16 protein-coding genes are annotated in these 16,569 nt (G+C 62.6%); 6 read left to right on the top strand and 10 right to left on the bottom strand.

Going from position 1 to position 16,569, the window contains the following annotated elements:
* Positions 1 to 81 precede the first annotated feature (81 nt).
* From NKH01_RS05510 to ehuB, 5 genes are read right to left on the bottom strand one after another with little or no spacing between them, the layout of a single operon-like run.
* Positions 82 to 825 (bottom strand): GntR family transcriptional regulator, encoded by a 744-nt coding sequence (locus NKH01_RS05510; RefSeq protein ID WP_023717025.1) that lies wholly within the window; start codon positions 823 to 825, stop codon positions 82 to 84.
* On the bottom strand, positions 822 to 1,601 hold the full coding sequence (gene ehuA / locus NKH01_RS05505) for an ectoine/hydroxyectoine ABC transporter ATP-binding protein EhuA (protein ID WP_023717024.1): 780 nt from the start codon (positions 1,599 to 1,601) through the stop codon (positions 822 to 824). The genes NKH01_RS05510 and ehuA overlap by 4 nt, the downstream gene beginning before the upstream one ends.
* A complete protein-coding gene (gene ehuD, locus NKH01_RS05500) occupies positions 1,598 to 2,257 on the bottom strand; it encodes an ectoine/hydroxyectoine ABC transporter permease subunit EhuD (RefSeq protein ID WP_352547624.1) in 660 nt (219 codons plus the stop codon). Before ehuD ends, ehuA begins: the two co-directional genes overlap by 4 nt.
* The gene (ehuC, locus tag NKH01_RS05495; protein ID WP_352788277.1) at positions 2,254 to 2,982 is read right to left on the bottom strand and encodes an ectoine/hydroxyectoine ABC transporter permease subunit EhuC; all 729 of its coding nucleotides are present in this window, start codon (positions 2,980 to 2,982) and stop codon (positions 2,254 to 2,256) included. The genes ehuD and ehuC overlap by 4 nt, the downstream gene beginning before the upstream one ends.
* Before the next feature lie 54 nt (positions 2,983 to 3,036).
* Positions 3,037 to 3,906, bottom strand: a complete 870-nt coding sequence (gene ehuB, locus NKH01_RS05490; RefSeq protein ID WP_352813447.1) for an ectoine/hydroxyectoine ABC transporter substrate-binding protein EhuB — start codon at positions 3,904 to 3,906, stop codon at positions 3,037 to 3,039.
* A 240-nt stretch (positions 3,907 to 4,146) separates the two neighbouring features.
* Between ehuB and NKH01_RS05485 the strand changes: the two genes are divergently transcribed.
* The 6 genes from NKH01_RS05485 (at position 4,147) to NKH01_RS05460 (ending at position 11,569) form a co-directional block, all read left to right on the top strand.
* Complete coding sequence (locus NKH01_RS05485; protein ID WP_023717020.1) at positions 4,147 to 5,337, top strand: M24 family metallopeptidase; 1,191 nt, start codon at positions 4,147 to 4,149, stop codon at positions 5,335 to 5,337.
* 74 nt (positions 5,338 to 5,411) lie between these two features.
* Positions 5,412 to 6,560, top strand: a complete 1,149-nt coding sequence (locus NKH01_RS05480; protein ID WP_353019371.1) for a M24 family metallopeptidase — start codon at positions 5,412 to 5,414, stop codon at positions 6,558 to 6,560.
* A gap of 10 nt (positions 6,561 to 6,570) precedes the next feature.
* A complete protein-coding gene (locus NKH01_RS05475; RefSeq protein ID WP_353019369.1) occupies positions 6,571 to 7,827 on the top strand; it encodes a sarcosine oxidase subunit beta family protein in 1,257 nt (418 codons plus the stop codon).
* Between the two features lie 13 nt (positions 7,828 to 7,840).
* Complete coding sequence (locus NKH01_RS05470; RefSeq protein ID WP_023717017.1) at positions 7,841 to 8,122, top strand: sarcosine oxidase subunit delta; 282 nt, start codon at positions 7,841 to 7,843, stop codon at positions 8,120 to 8,122.
* Positions 8,119 to 11,073, top strand: coding sequence for a sarcosine oxidase subunit alpha family protein (locus NKH01_RS05465; RefSeq protein WP_353019366.1), 2,955 nt, complete (start codon positions 8,119 to 8,121; stop codon positions 11,071 to 11,073). The genes NKH01_RS05470 and NKH01_RS05465 overlap by 4 nt, the downstream gene beginning before the upstream one ends.
* Entirely contained in the window at positions 11,066 to 11,569 is a 504-nt protein-coding gene (locus NKH01_RS05460; RefSeq protein WP_353019364.1) for a sarcosine oxidase subunit gamma family protein, read from the top strand. The genes NKH01_RS05465 and NKH01_RS05460 overlap by 8 nt, the downstream gene beginning before the upstream one ends.
* A gap of 66 nt (positions 11,570 to 11,635) precedes the next feature.
* Here NKH01_RS05460 and NKH01_RS05455 read toward each other — a convergent pair whose 3' ends face one another.
* The 5 genes from NKH01_RS05455 to NKH01_RS05435 all read right to left on the bottom strand — a co-directional run bounded on the left by NKH01_RS05455 (position 11,636) and on the right by NKH01_RS05435 (position 16,505).
* On the bottom strand, positions 11,636 to 12,100 hold the full coding sequence (locus NKH01_RS05455; protein WP_353019361.1) for a cupin domain-containing protein: 465 nt from the start codon (positions 12,098 to 12,100) through the stop codon (positions 11,636 to 11,638).
* A 214-nt stretch (positions 12,101 to 12,314) separates the two neighbouring features.
* The gene (locus NKH01_RS05450; RefSeq protein ID WP_353019359.1) at positions 12,315 to 13,190 is read right to left on the bottom strand and encodes an aldose 1-epimerase; all 876 of its coding nucleotides are present in this window, start codon (positions 13,188 to 13,190) and stop codon (positions 12,315 to 12,317) included.
* 5 nt (positions 13,191 to 13,195) lie between these two features.
* Complete coding sequence (locus tag NKH01_RS05445) at positions 13,196 to 13,984, bottom strand: FadR/GntR family transcriptional regulator (RefSeq protein ID WP_353019357.1); 789 nt, start codon at positions 13,982 to 13,984, stop codon at positions 13,196 to 13,198.
* Between the two features lie 2 nt (positions 13,985 to 13,986).
* Positions 13,987 to 14,838, bottom strand: a complete 852-nt coding sequence (locus NKH01_RS05440; protein WP_352828106.1) for an ABC transporter permease — start codon at positions 14,836 to 14,838, stop codon at positions 13,987 to 13,989.
* 146 nt (positions 14,839 to 14,984) lie between these two features.
* Entirely contained in the window at positions 14,985 to 16,505 is a 1,521-nt protein-coding gene (locus tag NKH01_RS05435; RefSeq protein ID WP_353019354.1) for a sugar ABC transporter ATP-binding protein, read from the bottom strand.
* Between the last annotated feature and the right edge of the window lie 64 nt (positions 16,506 to 16,569).

Raw genomic sequence — 16,569 nt, 5'->3', positions numbered from 1 at the left:
CTGGCAAATTCTGTCGGCATCGGGGCGGGCGGCCATGCTTTCCCTGGCAAACGAAGCCAGCTCGACGGCAGTCCACCAGTCTTAAGGGGCTGATTGTGTAGCTTTATCCAGATTCGCCTCGCCTGCATGGCGCATCATGCGGCGGAAGCTCATTGAGATATGCGCCCGCCTTATGTGCCCTATGGACTCCCAGTCGCCGATCTCGGCGGCGGCAAGGACCTCTTCCATTTCGCGGCGGAACGCGGTGAATTCCTCGACAAGGCCCAATTGCGGCATCAGCTTCAGGACGACGCGCGCAACCTGAAAATACAGGCGCTCGCTGATCTCGCGCAGTGGCTGGTTGCCGGTCATCGCCGTGAGCTCGTAAAAAAAGTCCATGTTGAGGCGCAGGAAAGCGCGCTGGTCGGGATTGAGTATATCGGCATCGCAGCGCGCGATGAGCGCCCGTATCCGGTCGAGGTCGTCCGCCGTGCGCGGGATCGGTGAAAGCTTGCCGACGAGGAGCGCCAGCTCCAGGCGCAAATGATAGACCTGCTGCAATTCCTCGATATCGACGTCGGTGACGATCGTGCCGACGCCGTGGACGGATTGAACCAGACCCTCGGATTCAAGGCGCGCCAGGACACGCCGGACCGGCGTGCGGCTGATCTCGAATTCCTGGGCAAGTTCTTCCTCGGACAGACGGCTTCCCGGCGCATAGACGAGCAGACAGATGCGGTCGCGCAATATCCGGTAGATGCGCTCGAACCGCTCTCGCGCGGAGAGCGGGCGCGGCGGCGCGGCGGTCACCGTCGTGGGCGGCTTGGCCTTTGTCTCGATCGTCACCCGGCCTCCAGGACAGCGTGCAGGAATTGCCGTGTCCGCTCGTTCTTGGGAGCACCAAACAGTTCGCTTGGCGGCCCCTGCTCGCAGATCTTGCCTTGATAGAAGAAGCAAACGCGGTCGGAAAACTCCTTGGCGAAGCCCATCTGGTGGGTGACCATCAGCATGGTTAGATCATGCTCGCGGCCGATCTGCCTTATCACCTGCAGCACTTCGCCGACAAGCTCCGGGTCGAGCGCAGACGTCACCTCGTCGAACAGCATGATCTTGGGCCGCATGGCAAGCGCCCTGGCGATGGCGACACGCTGCTGCTGGCCGCCGGAAAGCTGTGACGGATAGTGGTCCTTCTTCTGGGCCAGACCGACCAGCTCCAGCAGCTCCGCCGCTCTTGCCTCGGCGTCCGCCCGCTTCATGCCGAGCACCGTTATCGGCGCCTCGATGCAGTTCTGCATCGCCGTCATATGCGGAAACAGGTTGAACGACTGGAACACCATGCCGATCTTGGCGCGGATTTTACGGATATGGGCGAGATCGGCGGGAACAAGCTTGCCGTTCCTCTCCATATGGGTCAGCGGCTCGCCTTCGACCCAGATGACGCCGTCATTGATCGTTTCCAGCGTCATCAGCATGCGCAACACCGTCGTCTTGCCCGAACCCGACGGACCGATGACGGAGACTTTTTCGCCGCGCGCTATTTCGAGATTGAGCCCGTCGAGAACGGTTAACGTGCCGTAGCGTTTCGATACATTGTCGAAGCGGACCATCGGTTGTTCCGTCATCGCGTGGTCCTCCGGTTGAGCAGCCCTTCGAGGGAGCGGATGAGCGCCGCCGAAACCAGGCTCATGGCAAGGAAAAACAGGCCGACCAGCGTGATCGGCTCGGTGTAGCGGAACGTTTCGGAGCCGATGATCTTGGCAGTCTGCATCAGTTCCATCACGGCGATTGCGGAAAGCAACGGCGTCTCCTTGAACAAGGCCACCAGATAATTGCCGAGCGCCGGAACGATCGGCGGGATCGCCTGCGGGATGATGATGTCGCGAAACGTCGTCCAGGACGAGAGATTGAGCGCGATCGAGGCTTCCCACTGGCCGCGATGGATGTTGTCGAAACCGGCGCGATAAACCTCGGAGCAATAGGCGGCGTAGTGGATACCGATGGCCAGCACCCCGGCGGTGAAGGCGTCGAGCACGACACCGAATTTCGGAAAGACGAAATAGAGAAAGAATATCTGGATGAGCAGCGGGGTCGAGCGGATCAGCTCGACCAGCACCGAAATCGTCCAGCTGGTCCATGGCACGGCGATGCGGACGACCGCCAGCACCAGGCCGAGCGAGGCCGCAAGCGCAAAACCGATCAGCGTCGCCTCGATGGAAATGATGGCGGCGCGGGCGAGCACCGGCAGGATTTCCAGGGCAAATCCCCAATCCCAGATCATGCCGCCTTCCCCCGCGCCAGTCCGAGCGACGCCCGCCTTTCGAGAAGCCGCATGCCGATGGTCACAACCAGCGACATTGCCAGGTACATCAAAAGGACGAGGGTGAAGATCGGAATGGTCTTGAACGTGTTCTGGTTCATTTGCTGCGCCTTGAAGGCGAGGTCCGAAAGCGTGATCAGCGAAACCAGCGCTGTCGATTTCAGAAGCTCGATGAACAGATTGCCCCAGGGCGGGATCATCGCGACAAAGGCCTGCGGCAGGATGATCCGGCGCAACATCTGTGGGCGGCTCATGTTCAATGCCGTACATGCTTCCCACTGCCCGCGGGCGACGGACAGGATCGCGCCGCGCACGCACTCCGATCCGTAGGCGCCGACATTCAGGCCGAGTGCGAGCACCGCCACAACGAACGCGTTGATCGTGACGCCGAATTGCGGGAGCACGAAAAACAGCCAGAACAATTGCACCAGTGCCGACGTTCCGCGGAAGATCTCGACGTAAACCGTGGCCAGCCATCTGAGCGGCGTCGGGCCGTACATCCTTGCAAGTGCTGCAAGCACGCCCATGATAATTGCGAGCAGGCTGCCGAGGACGGCGATCTCGACTGTCAGGACCGCGCCTTGCAGCAGCCCCGGCATGAACACTCGGTAGCTTTCCTGTGTTGCCAAGGCGCCGATCACGACGAGCGCGATGACCAGCATGGCAACGAGCGTACGGATACCCATGCGATTCCCCCGGGGAAAAAGGGCGGCGCTTTCGCGCCGCCAGCAGTTGGGAACCTATTTGCCAACGCAGAGCTCTGCGGTGGTCTTGTTGGGGAGATAGTCCTTGCCGAAGCCGAGTGGCTCGACCAGCGCGATATGCTCCGGCGAACCGAGGAACTTCTTCAGCTCGGCGTTGAACGCCTCCTGCAGGTCGGTGTCTTCCTTGCGGAAGCCGAAGCCGCCATGACCTTTCACCGACTTGCCGGCGACCTCGCCGAAGGGCTTGGTCGATTCGACGCCGTCGGCCTTCTTGGCCATGTCGGCGATCGAAAGAGCGGTCAGTGCGGCAGCGTCGGCGCGGCCCGACTGGACGGCGGCGACCAGGCTGGACTGGTCGGGCAAGGAGACGATCTGCCCACCGGCAACGCCCGCTTCCTTGGCGAAGCCGCCTTCGACGGCGCCGGCCATCACGGCAAGCTTGAGATCCGGATTGTCCTTGATGCTGGAAAAATCCTTGATGCCTTTCGGATTGCCTTTTGCCACCAGCATAGCCTCGCCGATGCCGTAGGACGGCTCGGAGTAGTTGATCTCAGCGCAGCGCTTCGGAGTGATGAACATGCCGGCGGCGATGATGTCGAAGCGGCCGGCCTTGAGACCCGGAATGAGCGAGCCGAATTCGGTCAAAACACCGTCGACCTGCGGTATGCCCATCTTGGCGAGCACCGCCTTGGCGACTTCCGGCGCTTCGCCGGTCAGCTTGCCGTCTGGCGTGGCGTAACCGAACGGCGCCTCGTTGGCGAAACCGACGCGGATGTAGCCGTCCTTCTTGGCCCGTTCGAGGGTGGTTTCCGCGTGAGCGGACAGCGACGTCAATGACGTCGCGGCGAGCGCGATGCAGGCAGCCGCTTTCACGACCATGCGGCGCGATATCGATGATTTGAGCATGCTTTTCTCCCATTGAACAACTGTGGATGGTTCCCAGGGCGCGGCCTTCTTCGAGGTCGACGCCTGCTTGATCAGACGTATACAACTGCCCTAGACATTTCGCAAGCAGAGATATAGAAACCGTGTAAATTCGGCGCCAATTCGTAGTTGTCCAACAAACTTGACGTCGAGTTGTGCACAATTTCGCCTGGTTTGCCCATTTACAAGAGGGCAACAGCGTACCCAGAAGGCAGGACTTCGGTGGCGACCGCGAACGAGTTCGGGACATTCACGCAAGCGGAGTATGGGCAGCGCCTGGCCGGCGTGAAGACACGCATGCAAAAAGCCGGCTTCGATCTCGTCGTCTGTCAGGATCCAGCCAACATGTGCTGGCTGACCGGCTATGACGGATGGTCGTTCTACGTTCCGCAGTGCGTGCTCGTCCATCTGGAGGAGGACCGGCCGATCTGGTTCGGCAGGGCGCAGGATGCCAAGAGCGCACGCCTAACCACCGGCCTGCCCGAGACAAACATCGTGCCGTTCTCGGAACGGCTGGTGCAGCAGCCGGTCGAACACCCATATGACGAACTCGCGCAACTGATCCGGTCGCGCGGCTGGGGAAAGGCCCGCATCGGCGTCGAGATGGACGCGCATTATTACACTGCGCGCTGCCACGCCCACCTTGTCGAGGGGCTCCCCGACGCGCACTTCGCCAACAACCACGATCTCGTCAATTGGGCGCGGCTGGTGAAATCCGAAGCCGAGCTGGTGCTGATCCGCGAGGCGGGTGCGATCTGCACGCATGCAATGAACCGCGCCATCGAGAAAATGCGACCCGGTGTGCCTCAGAACCATGTCATTGCGGAAATCTATCACGCACAGATCATGGGCGTGCCCGGAGCGGGCGGCGACTATGCCGCGATCTGTCCGCTGATGCCCGTTGGCGAAGGCACCAGCACGCCGCATCTGACGTGGTCCGACGCGCCGCTGCCGGACAGCGGCCTCGCCATTCTGGAGATCGCCGGCGTGCGCCGCCGCTATCATGCAGCCCTGACCCGGACGGTACATTTCGGCAAGCCGCGGCAAGCCATCCTCGACATGGCCAAGGCGATCGTCGAGGGCGTCGACGCTGGCCTCGAGAAGGCGCGCCCCGGCAACACCGCCGAAGAGGTGGAAGCCGTCTGGCAGGCAGTCCTGCGGAGGAACGGACTGAAGAAGGAAAGCCGCGTCGGCTATCCGGTCGGGCTCGCATACCCGCCCGATTGGGGTGAACGCACCGCAAGCCTTCGTCCCGGCGACACCACCGAGATGCAGCCTGGGATGTGCTTCCATTTCATGGCCGGCGTTTGGCTCGACGATTTCGGCATCGCCATCTCGGAATCGTTCGTCGTCACGGAACGCGGCGGCGAACGCCTCTGCGATGTGGCGCGCGAACTCATCGTTATCGATTGACATGGCGGCCGGGAAGCCGGCTGCCGAAAAGACCATGCCTGCCACCAAGCCGGCAACAAGCACGAGGACGCCCGATGGACCGTAATCCCTTTTCCGAAGCCGAAATCGCCGGCCGCCTGGCCAAGGTCCGTACTACACTGGCCGAGCGTGAGCTCGACGCGGCGGTCTTCGCCTCGCCGGAGAACGTCTTCTATCTCATCGGGCTCGATCACTGGGGGTATTTTGCCCCTCACCTGCTGATCGTCCCGCTCCAGGGAAAACCTGTCCTGGTCACCCGCTCGATGGAAAAGGTAACGATCGAGAAGCAGGTGAAGGCAGCGGAATTCCGTGGCCACTCCGACAGCGAAACCGCGGCCGACCTTGCGGCGCGGGTGCTTGCGGAGCTCGGCCTGTCCAGCAAGCGGATCGGCCTCGAATACTGGACGGCCGGCCTTAGCCATGGACTTGCCGTAGCACTCCAGATGCAAGCGGATGCCAAGTGGAGCGACGTCTCCGGTCTGATCGACAAGATGCGGCGGGTGAAGAGCGCCGAGGAACAGGTGCTGATGCGGCGCGCCGCAAAGGTGACGGACGCCGCCGCCGGTGCCGCGATCGCCGCGATCTCGGATGGCGCTTCCGAACAGGAGGTCGCCGCCCAATGTGTTGCGGCAATGATCCGCGCCGGCGGTCATGCGCCGGGCTTCGGACCGTTCATCCGCCCGGCCGCGCGCCTCGGTGAAGAGCACACGACCTGGGGCGACGGTATCTACCGCAAGGGCGAGCCGGTCTTCGTCGAACTGTCCGGCTGCATCTCACGCTACCACGCGCCGCTCGGCCGGCTCGTTCGCATCGGCCACATCAGCGACGAAGACGCCACAATGGCGACGCTGACCGCCAAGGCGTTCAACGCTGTCGTCGAGGCGCTGCGGCCGGGCGCCAAGGCGCGCGATGTCTACGCCGCCTGGCAGGCCGTCGCCGACGAGGCCGGTCTTTCCCACTATCGCCGCCATCACTGCGGTTACCTAGTTGGCGCTGGCCAGCCGCCATCATGGACCGGCGGCAATTCGGTGACCGGCTTGAGGCACGATTCCGACCTTGAGATCGAGACCGGGATGAGCTTCCACATCCTGTCGTGGCTGATGGGAACCAGTCGCGGCGATGACTTCGTCTCCAACACGGTGCTTTTGACCGACGCGGGTGCTGAAGTGCTCACCCGCACGCCGGCCGGCCCGATCGTTCGATAGGCCCGCACGTATGGCGCGCTACTCGGCACTCTCGATTTTCCGCAACGCGCTGTCTGGCCAGAAGAATTGGCAGCGCGCCTGGCGGGCGGCGGAGCCAAAACCGTCCTATGACGTGATCGTCATCGGCGGCGGTGGACACGGCCTCGCCACCGCCTTCTACCTTGCCGATAACCACGGTATCCGCAACGTCGCGGTGCTCGAAAAGGGCTATGTCGGCGGCGGCAATGTCGGCCGCAACACCACCGTCATCCGCTCCAACTACCTGCTCGACGGCAACACCCAGTTCTACGAATTCTCGATGAAGCTCTGGGAGACCATGTCGCGGGTGCTGAATTTCAACGTCATGTTCTCCCAGCGCGGCCAGCTCGTCACAGCGCATTCGGCCGATCAGCTCGACGGTTTCAGCCACCGCGCCAACGTCATGCGGCTGAACGGCATCGATGCCGATATCCTCAACCGCGAAGAGGTGCGCCGGCTGGTGCCCTATCTCGATTTTTCCGACACTGCCCGCTTCCCGATCCATGGCGCCATCTTCCAGGGCCGGGCGGGCACGGCACGCCACGACGCCGTCGCCTGGGGCTATGCGCGCGCCGCCGATAGCCATGGCGTCGACATCATCCAGAACTGCGAGGTGACAGGCTTCCTCCGCGACGGCGACAGTATCGTCGGCGTCGAAACGACGAAAGGCCGGATCGGCGCCGGCAAGGTCGGCCTCGCTGTTGCCGGGCATACATCCGTGCTCGGTGCCAAGGCCGGCCTTGAACTGCCGATCGAAAGCCACGTCCTGCAAGCCTTTGTCACCGAACCGCTGAAGCCGCTGGTAGATCACGTCGTCGCCTATGGCGCCGACCACTTCTATGTCAGCCAGTCCGACAAGGGCGGGTTGGTCTTCGGCGGCAATCTCGACGGCTACAATTCCTACGCCCAGCGCGGCAATCTCGGCGTCGTGCGCGAGGTGGCGGAGGCGGCGATTGCATTGATGCCGTGCATTTCGCGCGTCCGCCTGCTGCGCCACTGGGGCGGCGTCATGGACATGACCCCCGATGCCAGCCCGATCATCTGCCCGACGCCGATCGACGGCGTCTATCTCAACGGCGGCTGGTGCTATGGCGGCTTCAAGGCAACGCCAGCTTCCGGCTGGTGCTTCGCCCACACGATCGCCACCGGCAAGCCGCATCCCTTGATCGCGGCCTACGGGCTCGATCGTTTCCGCACCGGCCACACGCTCGATGAGGCCGGCGTCGGCCCTTCCGCTTGGCTGCAATAGGAGGCGGAACAAAATGCTGCGCATCGAATGCCCCTGCTGCGGCCCGCGCGACCATGACGAGTTCCGCTACGGCGGCGATGCCTCGGTCACGCGTCCGGCCCATGACGATCCCGATCCGGAGGCCTGGTACCGTTACGTCTATATCAGGACAAACCCGGCCGGCCCGCACCGTGAATACTGGCAGCACGTGACCGGTTGCCGGCAATGGCTGGTGGTCGAACGCGACACCCGCAACCATGCCGTCGCATCAGTCGACTTCGCCAGGAAATCAACTCTCAGGAAATCACCGGCATGAGTTCGAACCGCAAACGCCTGCCGGTGGGTGGCCGTATCAGTCGCGAGGTGCCGCTCGATTTCACCTTCGACGGCCGCAAGCTGATTGGATATCGCGGCGACACCCTTGCCTCCGCGCTGCTCGCCAACGGCGTCACTCTCGTCGGGCGCAGCTTCAAATATCATCGCCCGCGCGGCATCTTTTCCGCCGGGCCGGAGGAACCGAATGCGCTGGTTACGCTCGGGATCGCAGGCAGGCGCGAGCCGAACCTGCCGGCGACGACACTGGAACTCGCCAACAGCATGGACGTGGAAAGCCAGAATCGCTGGCCATCGCTGGCCTTCGACGTACAAAGCGTCAACGGGCTGTTGGCGCCGTTTCTGTCCGCCGGCTTCTACTACAAGACCTTCATGGGCCCGACGCGCCGCGCCTGGATGTTCTACGAGCACTTTATCCGCAAGGCGGCCGGTCTGGGCAGAGCCGGCACCGGCCCGGATCCCGACCGCTACGAGGTTCGTCATGCTTTCGCCGATGTCGCAATTGTCGGCGGCGGCCCGGCGGGATTGTCAGCAGCGCGGGCAGCCGCCGCGGCCGGGGCGCGGGTCGCGCTGATCGAGCAGGATTTCCTGCTTGGCGGCCAGCTTCTGGCGGAACCGTCCGACAGCGCAGCGGCCGCATGGTTGAGGCAGGCCGAGGCCGAGTTGAAGGGCTTCGAAACCGTCGTGCTGATGAAGCGGACAACCGCTTTCGGCAGCTATGACGGCAATGTCATCGGGCTGGTCGAACAGCGCGATCCAACCGGTCCGAAGCCGAACGGCGAGGCGCGGCAAACGGTCACCATGCTGCGCGCCCGCTCGATCGTTTTCGCCACTGGCGCCATCGAGCGACCGATGGTGTTCTCGAACAATGACCGGCCCGGCGTCCTGCTTGCCTCAGCCGCCCGGACCTATCTCAACCGTTTCGCTGTCCTGCCGGGCAAGAAAATCATTGTCGCCACCACCAATGACGGTGCCTGGCGCACCGCCTTCGACTATGCCGCAGCCGGCGCGGAGGTGACGGTTGCGGATCTGCGCGCAGTCCCGCCCGCAGCACTTGCCGCGGAAGCCGCACGGCTCGGCGTAATGATACGGGCCGGGACGCGGATCGTCGACCTGCGCGGCGGCCATGCCGTCAGGCACGTAACGCTCAACGGGCCGGAGGGCCAGTCCTCGGCCGCCTGCGACCTCGTCTGCGTGTCCGGCGGCTGGTCGCCAACCGTGCATCTCACCTCGCACCTCGGTGTCAAACCTGTCTATCGCGACGATATCGGCGGCTTCGTGCCGGGCGCGTTTCCGGCCGGCCGGCTAGGTGCCGGCGCGATGATTGGGGCCTATGCAACTGCCGATGCCATCGAGGACGGTCATCGCGCCGGCATCGACGCGGCAGCCTCCGGCGGCAAGTCGGCGCCGGTTCCCGCTCCGGCCAAACTCGATCTCGGCGACACCGCCACGACGCTACTTCGCGAAGCGCCTTCCGTCGCACATGGAAAAGCCTTCGTCGATTTTCAGATGGATGTGACGACGAGGGATATCGAACTCGCCCATCGCGAGGGCTATGAATCGGTCGAGCATCTGAAGCGCTACACCACGCTCGGCATGGGTACCGATCAAGGCAAGACCAGCAATTTTCCGGCGCTTGCCGCGATGGCGGCGCTGCGCAACGCAACGATTCCCGAGACCGGCGTCACGACCTTCCGCCCGCCCTATACGCCGGTTGCCATCGGGGCGCTTGCCGGGCGCGCCATCGGCCATCATTTCAAGTCGATCCGCCGCACGCCAATGCACGACTGGCACATGGCCAACGGCGCCGAGATGCTCGAGGTGGGGCTCTGGATGCGGCCCTATTTCTACCGGCAGTCCGGACATGACGTGAATGAAGCCTATGTCGCCGAAATGCGGAATGTACGTCAGGCCGCGGGGCTGATGGACATCTCCACGCTCGGCAAGATCGACGTCCAAGGCCCGGATGCGGCAATCTTCCTCGACCGCGTCTACGCCAACGGCTTTGCCAAGCTGGCGGTCGGCCGCGCCCGCTACGGCGTCATGCTGCGCGACGACGGCATCGTCTTCGACGACGGCACCACGACGCGGCTGGCGGAAAACCGGTTCTTCATGACCACTTCGACCGCCAAGGCCGCCGATGTGCTGTCGCGTCTCGAATTCCTGCTCGACACGGCCTGGCCGGATTTGCGCGTGGCCGTCACTTCGGTCAGCGACGAATGGGCGGCGATGTCGGTTGCCGGGCCTAACAGCCGCGCGATCCTGAATGCAGCGTTTCCCGCTCTCGACGTTTCCGACGCGGCGCTTTCGCATATGGGACTACTCGAAAGCGAATGGGGGGGCCGTGCGCTCCGCATCCTACGTCTCAGTTATTCCGGCGAGCGCGCTTACGAAGTCTATATCGGCGCCACTGCCGGTGAACAGCTCTGGAGCCGTCTGCTCGAAGCCGGCAGACCATTCGACCTGAAGCCTTACGGCGTCGAGGCGCTAGGTGCGCTGCGCGTCGAAAAGAGCCATGTCGCCGGACCTGAAATCGATGGACGCACGACGCTCGACGATCTCGGCCTCGGCCGCATGGCCGGCAAGCGCAGCGGCTTCGTCGGCGACGTCCTGCGACGGCGCCCTGCCCTCCACGCGCCCAACCGGCAGCGCCTGGTCGGACTGGAATGCATCGAGGACGGAAAACGCCTGCGCGGCGGCGCCATCCTGTTCCTGCCGGATGAGAAACCCTATGGCCATGGGCGCGGTCGCATCACCTCCGTCACTTTCAGCCCCGAGCGCGGCCATTATGTCGGGCTGGCCCTGCTTGCCGGCGATGTCGCGGCAGAAGGAAGCGAGGTCGTGGCGGTCTATCCGATGAAGGCCGAAACAGTTCGCGCCCGCATTGTCTCGCCAGTATTCCTCGATCCACAGGGAGAACGGCTGCATGGCTAGCTTGACCTCTTCTCGGGATTTCAGCCTATCCGTGGCCGATTGTCCGCTTATCCAGATCGAGGGCTGGGACGGGACACTGAGACAATTCGAAAAGAGCGTCTCGGCGTCGCTCGGCACGAAACTTCCCCCTTCGGTCGGAGAGACCGTTCGCCACAAGGGGCTTCTAATCATCCGCATTGCACCTCGCCGCCTCTGGCTGGTTCTCGACGAAGGCACGCAAGCGCCCGCGCTTTCCGTCGACCCCGATCTCGGCTGTTCTGATCCCCTCGGCGAGGGTCGTGTTCGTTTGAAAATGGCCGGCCCTGACATCGCAAGGCTTCTGTCCGGCTGCATTACCGTCGACTGGCACGCGCCGGCCGCCGCTCCGGGCCGCGCCGTGCAGACATCCTTCCATCATGTCTCCGTGCTCTTCCTGCGCACCGGCGAGGCCGCGTGCGAACTCATCGTGCCGCGAAGTTTTGCCCGCAGCCTCTCGGATTGGATTGCGGATGGCTAGCCAATGGTGGTTTCTCGGGCAAGGATCGGCTTTAGCGGCCGATCCAAGCCGCTATCACGAAACCGTTTACTCTCTTGCTGGCCAGTCTTGCAGAAGCGTAATCCCAAATTTCGGCGCGGCTGCTTTGAGCCGCTCGATATCGGCAGGCGTCGGCGGCCCGACCACCTCTCCCTTGCCGAGTTCATGGCCACCTTCGGCGAGGAACTGCTCGAACACACTTGGCGTGTCTATCAGGATGTAGCGAACGGGCTGGTTGCCGGGATTCACGAGCTGGTGCGGGATGCCGCGCTTCAAAAACATGCTCTCACCGGGCGAGAGCGTTCGGACCTCGCCGGCCACAATTGCGGTCAACTGCCCTTCGATGACGTAGACTGTCTCGTCGTCATTCGCGTGAACATGGATTGGTGTTTTCGCCTGCCCGTCGCTTCGGTTTTCGAAGAGACTCAACAAGCCTCCCGTCTGTTCGCCGAAGACCAGTCGCTTCATGACGATGCCTGCGAGCACGAATTCCTTTGGGTCAACATCTGTCATTGATCCAATCTGCCAGGTACATTCGGAGTAGGCCCGTACCGTGCCGTCAAGCAGACAAACTGCGCAGCGACATCCGGCAAACGTCGAACGGGCTCACGGGTTCCCGGTCGCCGGAGTTCCCTCTTCCCAAGCTCACTTTGGACGAAAAGCCGGCTAACCGGACATGCTGGCCGACACCGACATACGCCAACTCGAGGGCGCCGCAGAGGTCCGTCTAATTGACGGCGAAGCTGCAACGGGCTGCCAGGCTCTCGCCAGGCCCAAGCACCGACAGTCCATTCCATTTGTCGATCGAACCACGATTGTGAGCATCGACCGCATGACTGACCGGTTCAAAACAGAAGAAGTCGCTCTTGTCCGATGGCGAATAGACCAGGTAGAAGTTCAAGGGCGATGAAGCTTCAATCCGCAGGCTGCAACTGTGCTCCGGCCACGATATGGTAGCGACGCCGTCCCAGCCGGCAAACAGATTGTTTATCCATCCGCTCGGCAATACGGCCGGGGCGCCGAAATCCCAATCGGGACGGGTTTTGACATCCACAAACCGTTCGGGGAGATGGCTGGGCAGTTCGAGACAAACCTGCGAGGCCGGCGCATGAAGCGCGGTTCGTGCCGTTCTCGTGAACCATGGATGGATGCCAAGCCCGAACGGCAATCTGATCGATGCCCGACTGACGATGCGAAGCTTCAGCTCGAGCCCCTGTCCGGTCAGAGCGTAACTCACCTCCGCGCGATATCGATATGGGCCGGGTCCGTTGCTGATGAGCGACAGCTTTGCGTTGTCTTGCGCTACGCTGTCGATGTCCCACTCGCTCGAAAATCCATTGCCGTGAATGGGAAATGGCTCGCCTGCAACATCGGCAGGCAGTTCGTGGAATTTGGAGTCGAATGTGAATCCGCCGCCCGAGATCCGATTCGACCACGGCAAAAGTAGGTTGCAGGCAAGGTCGAACGGGTTGCTGCTCCCGCCGTTTGGCCAAGGCCTGAAGATCGGCACGCGCCCATAGTCGAGTCTCGCAAGACCTGCCCCCAGCGACGGGACGATTTCAGCGGACAGGTCTCCGCTTCTGATCTTGATCGTCCCGACCATCAGCTTCAGACGGTGTCGACCTTGGCAGCGGAATGGCGGCCTTTGCGAGCCACTGCAAGAAGGTCGTTCGACGCGATCCCGATGAGCGCCTTCATCTGATCGTGAGCGTCGTCGGCCCTGCGCATCCGGATTGCCTCCAGCACGTCGCCATGCGCGCTCAGCGTCTGCTGGTAGTTAGCGGTGGCCGATGTGGTCAATCGGAAGGAGAAGCTGAGGGCGGCAGCAAGCATATTGCCGAGATTGGCGAACACCGGGTTGCGGCTGGCACGAAGGATGGCGGTATGAAACCTGACGTCGGCATCGAGACACGCAGCGAGGTCGTCCTGCGGAGCAATGCGCATGGCCTCATAGGCGGCTTCGATGACTGCGAGATCGCCTGACGTCGCCATCTTGGCCGCAAGGTGGGCGGCCGCGGGTTCAATGATCAGCCGCGCCTCGATCAATCCGCGGACGAAATCGAGATCGGGCTCGATATCGCGCATCCATTCCAGAACCTGTGCATCCAGCCTGTTCCAGTCGCTCGACACGCGCACACGCGTCCCGGCCCGCTTGCGTGCCTCGATCAATCCTTTCGCCGAAAGCGTCAGAAGCGCATCGCGAAGCGCGGTGCGGCTCGCCCCGTAGATAACGCAAAGTTCAGCTTCCGTCGGCAAGACGGAGTGCTGCGCGTAGGAGCCGGCGAGGATTCGCTGTCCGAGATCGCGTGCGATGCGATCCTTGAGCGATGACGTGGCGCCATCTGCGGCAGGAATGTCCTGCTTGCCTTGGCCAGTCGAAGCGATCGCCGTGTCCATCGTCATGTCCTGTTCAAGTGGTACTCGGCAATTACCACAGCAAGTATCAGCAGCGAGCCCTTGGCAAGCAACTGATAGAAGGTTGGCACGGACGTCAGTATCATTCCGTTGTTGAGGACACCAATGATGGCGACGCCCAGTAGTGCGCCGACGATCGTGCCCTTACCGCCCTGCAAGGCGCAGCCACCCAGAACGGCCGCTGTGATGGCCTCGAGTTCCAGGCCTTGGGATCCGGATACGGGCTGCCCCGAGCCGGTACGGGCAGCCAACAGAATCCCGGCCAATCCGGCCGCCACTCCACTCATGATGTAGATGCCGACACGGTAGCGGTTGATGTTGATGCCGGAGAAGCGTGCAACAACGGGATTGCCGCCCAGGGCATAGATGTTGCGGCCAACGATCGAGCGGGCAAGGAAGAGATGGAACACGATCGCGGTCAGCAAAAGAATCCAGATCAGCAGAGGCAGGCCGAGGATTCGTCCGATCCCAATGAAGCGGAAAGTGTCGCTGAAAATCGCGATCGATTGCCCATCGGACATGATGAACGCGATGCCGCGGAAGATCGCCATCGTACCGAGAGTCGCGATGACAGCGTTGACCCGCCCGTAGGTGATGATGATGCCGTTCACGAGGCCGGCAAGGCCGCCCAGGACAAGGCCGGCAAGAATGCCCGCCGCCGGCGATCCGGTCGCCTGGATGGCCATTGCCGTCGATACTGTGGTCAGACCGACGATTGCGCCGACGGCAATATCAAGCCCGCCGGCGACGATGACCACGGTCTGGCTCATCGCCAGGACGCCCAGGATGGTAATGCCCAGACCGATGTTCAGCAGGTTTCGGCTCGAGAAGAACACGTCGCCTCTCAGAGTGCCGAAAATGAGCACGAGAATGGCGAGAGCAACCAGGAGGCTTATGTTGTGAATGCCGATGCGCTCTGCGATGCGCAAGGAAGGGCGTCTTTTGCCGGTTTGTGTTGTTGCTGTCCTGAGCTCAAGGCTGTTCACTGAATTTGTCCTCCGAGCGATGCTACAGATTGCGGCATGGCGTGCTTCAGGATCGTGGCCTCATCGATGTCTGGGCGGGAAAGTTCGGCCGTGATCCGGCCTCCAGCCATGACAAGCACCCTGTCGGCGAGCCCGATCAGTTCCGGCATTTCCGAGGAAATCAGGATTATGCCGATGCCGCTCGCGGCGAGTTCGTCGATCAGGCGATAGATTTCCGCCTTGGCGCCGATGTCGATGCCGCGGGTCGGCTCGTCGAGGATGAGAAGCATCGGCTGCCGCGCAAGCCAGCGCGCGAGAACAACCTTCTGTTGATTGCCACCCGACAATTTCGAAACCTGTTCGTCGAGATTAGGTGTCTTGATCGACATCTTTGCTGCAAGCGGTGAGACGATCTCCAGTGCCTTGCGCCGGTTGAAGAAGCCGAAGCTCGACGTCTTGTCGGGCACGCAAAGCGAGGCATTGTCAAGAATGCTTCGGAACAGCAGCAGGGCCTCGTGCTTGCGGTCCTCGGGGGCGAAGCCGATGCCTGCCACGATCGCTGCATGCGGACTGTTGGGGCCAACAGGCACGCCACTCATCGTTATGGTTCCGTCGAGGCGCCGATCATAGCCGACAATCGCCTTTGCCAGCTCGGATCGACCCGCACCCATAAGGCCGGCAATGCCGAGCACCTCGCCGCAGCGGACCTTGAGGCTCACATCGGTGACGTGGTCGGTGGTCAAGCCCGCCACCTCCAGCAACGGTAGCCCCGATTGCCACGTCTCGCGCGTAAACAGATCGGCGATGTCACGGCCGACCATGAGTTTGGCTATGGTCTGCTCGCTGGCACCGTCCGCGCGGGAATCGTCGACCAGCCGGCCGTCCCGCAAAACGACAATGCGATCCGCAAGGTCGATGACCTCGTTCAGCCTATGAGAGATGTAGACGATCGAAGTGCCCTCTTCGCGCAGCCGCCGAATTACTGAAAACAGACGGCGCGCTTCGTCGTCGGTCAGCGACGAGGTCGGCTCATCGAATGCGATCAGCTGGCCGCCAGCACGTATGGCGCGCATGATTTCGATCATCTGGCGCTGTGCCGGACCGAGCGTGCTGCAGAGTTGACGCGCCCGCATATCCTGCTGCATGCCGAAGGTCGCAAGCACCTTGTCGGTCTGCTCCTCGAGCCTATGCCAGTCGAGCAGGACGCCTGCCAGCCGTGGCAGTTCGCCGACGAAAATGTTCTCGGCCACGGTCAGGTTCGGAACGATCTCCGGCTCCTGATGGATGACGCGTATTCCGGCTCTGTGGCTGTCGCGCGGTTCGCTGAAAACGATCGGCGTGGAGCCATACAGCACGGTGCCGGTGTCCGGTGCGAACACGCCCTCGAGAATTCGCATCATTGTCGATTTGCCGGCGCCATTCTCGCCAACCAGAGCGAGCACCTCTCCTGGCCGAAAGGCAATCGAGACATTGTCGAGCGCCTGCACGACGCCGAAGCGCTTCGATATCCTGTCGAGCGAGAAGAAATCCGATTGCATCAAAGCTCACTCCCGAGGATCGATCCCGTGTGCCTGCCGACGAACTGCCGGCCCAAAGAGCGTC

The sequence above is a fragment of the Mesorhizobium sp. M1403 genome (assembly GCF_040317695.1).
GTDB lineage: Bacteria > Pseudomonadota > Alphaproteobacteria > Rhizobiales > Rhizobiaceae > Mesorhizobium.
Note: the sequence above shows the minus strand (reverse complement) of the source record. Positions and strands in the feature narration are given on the sequence as shown.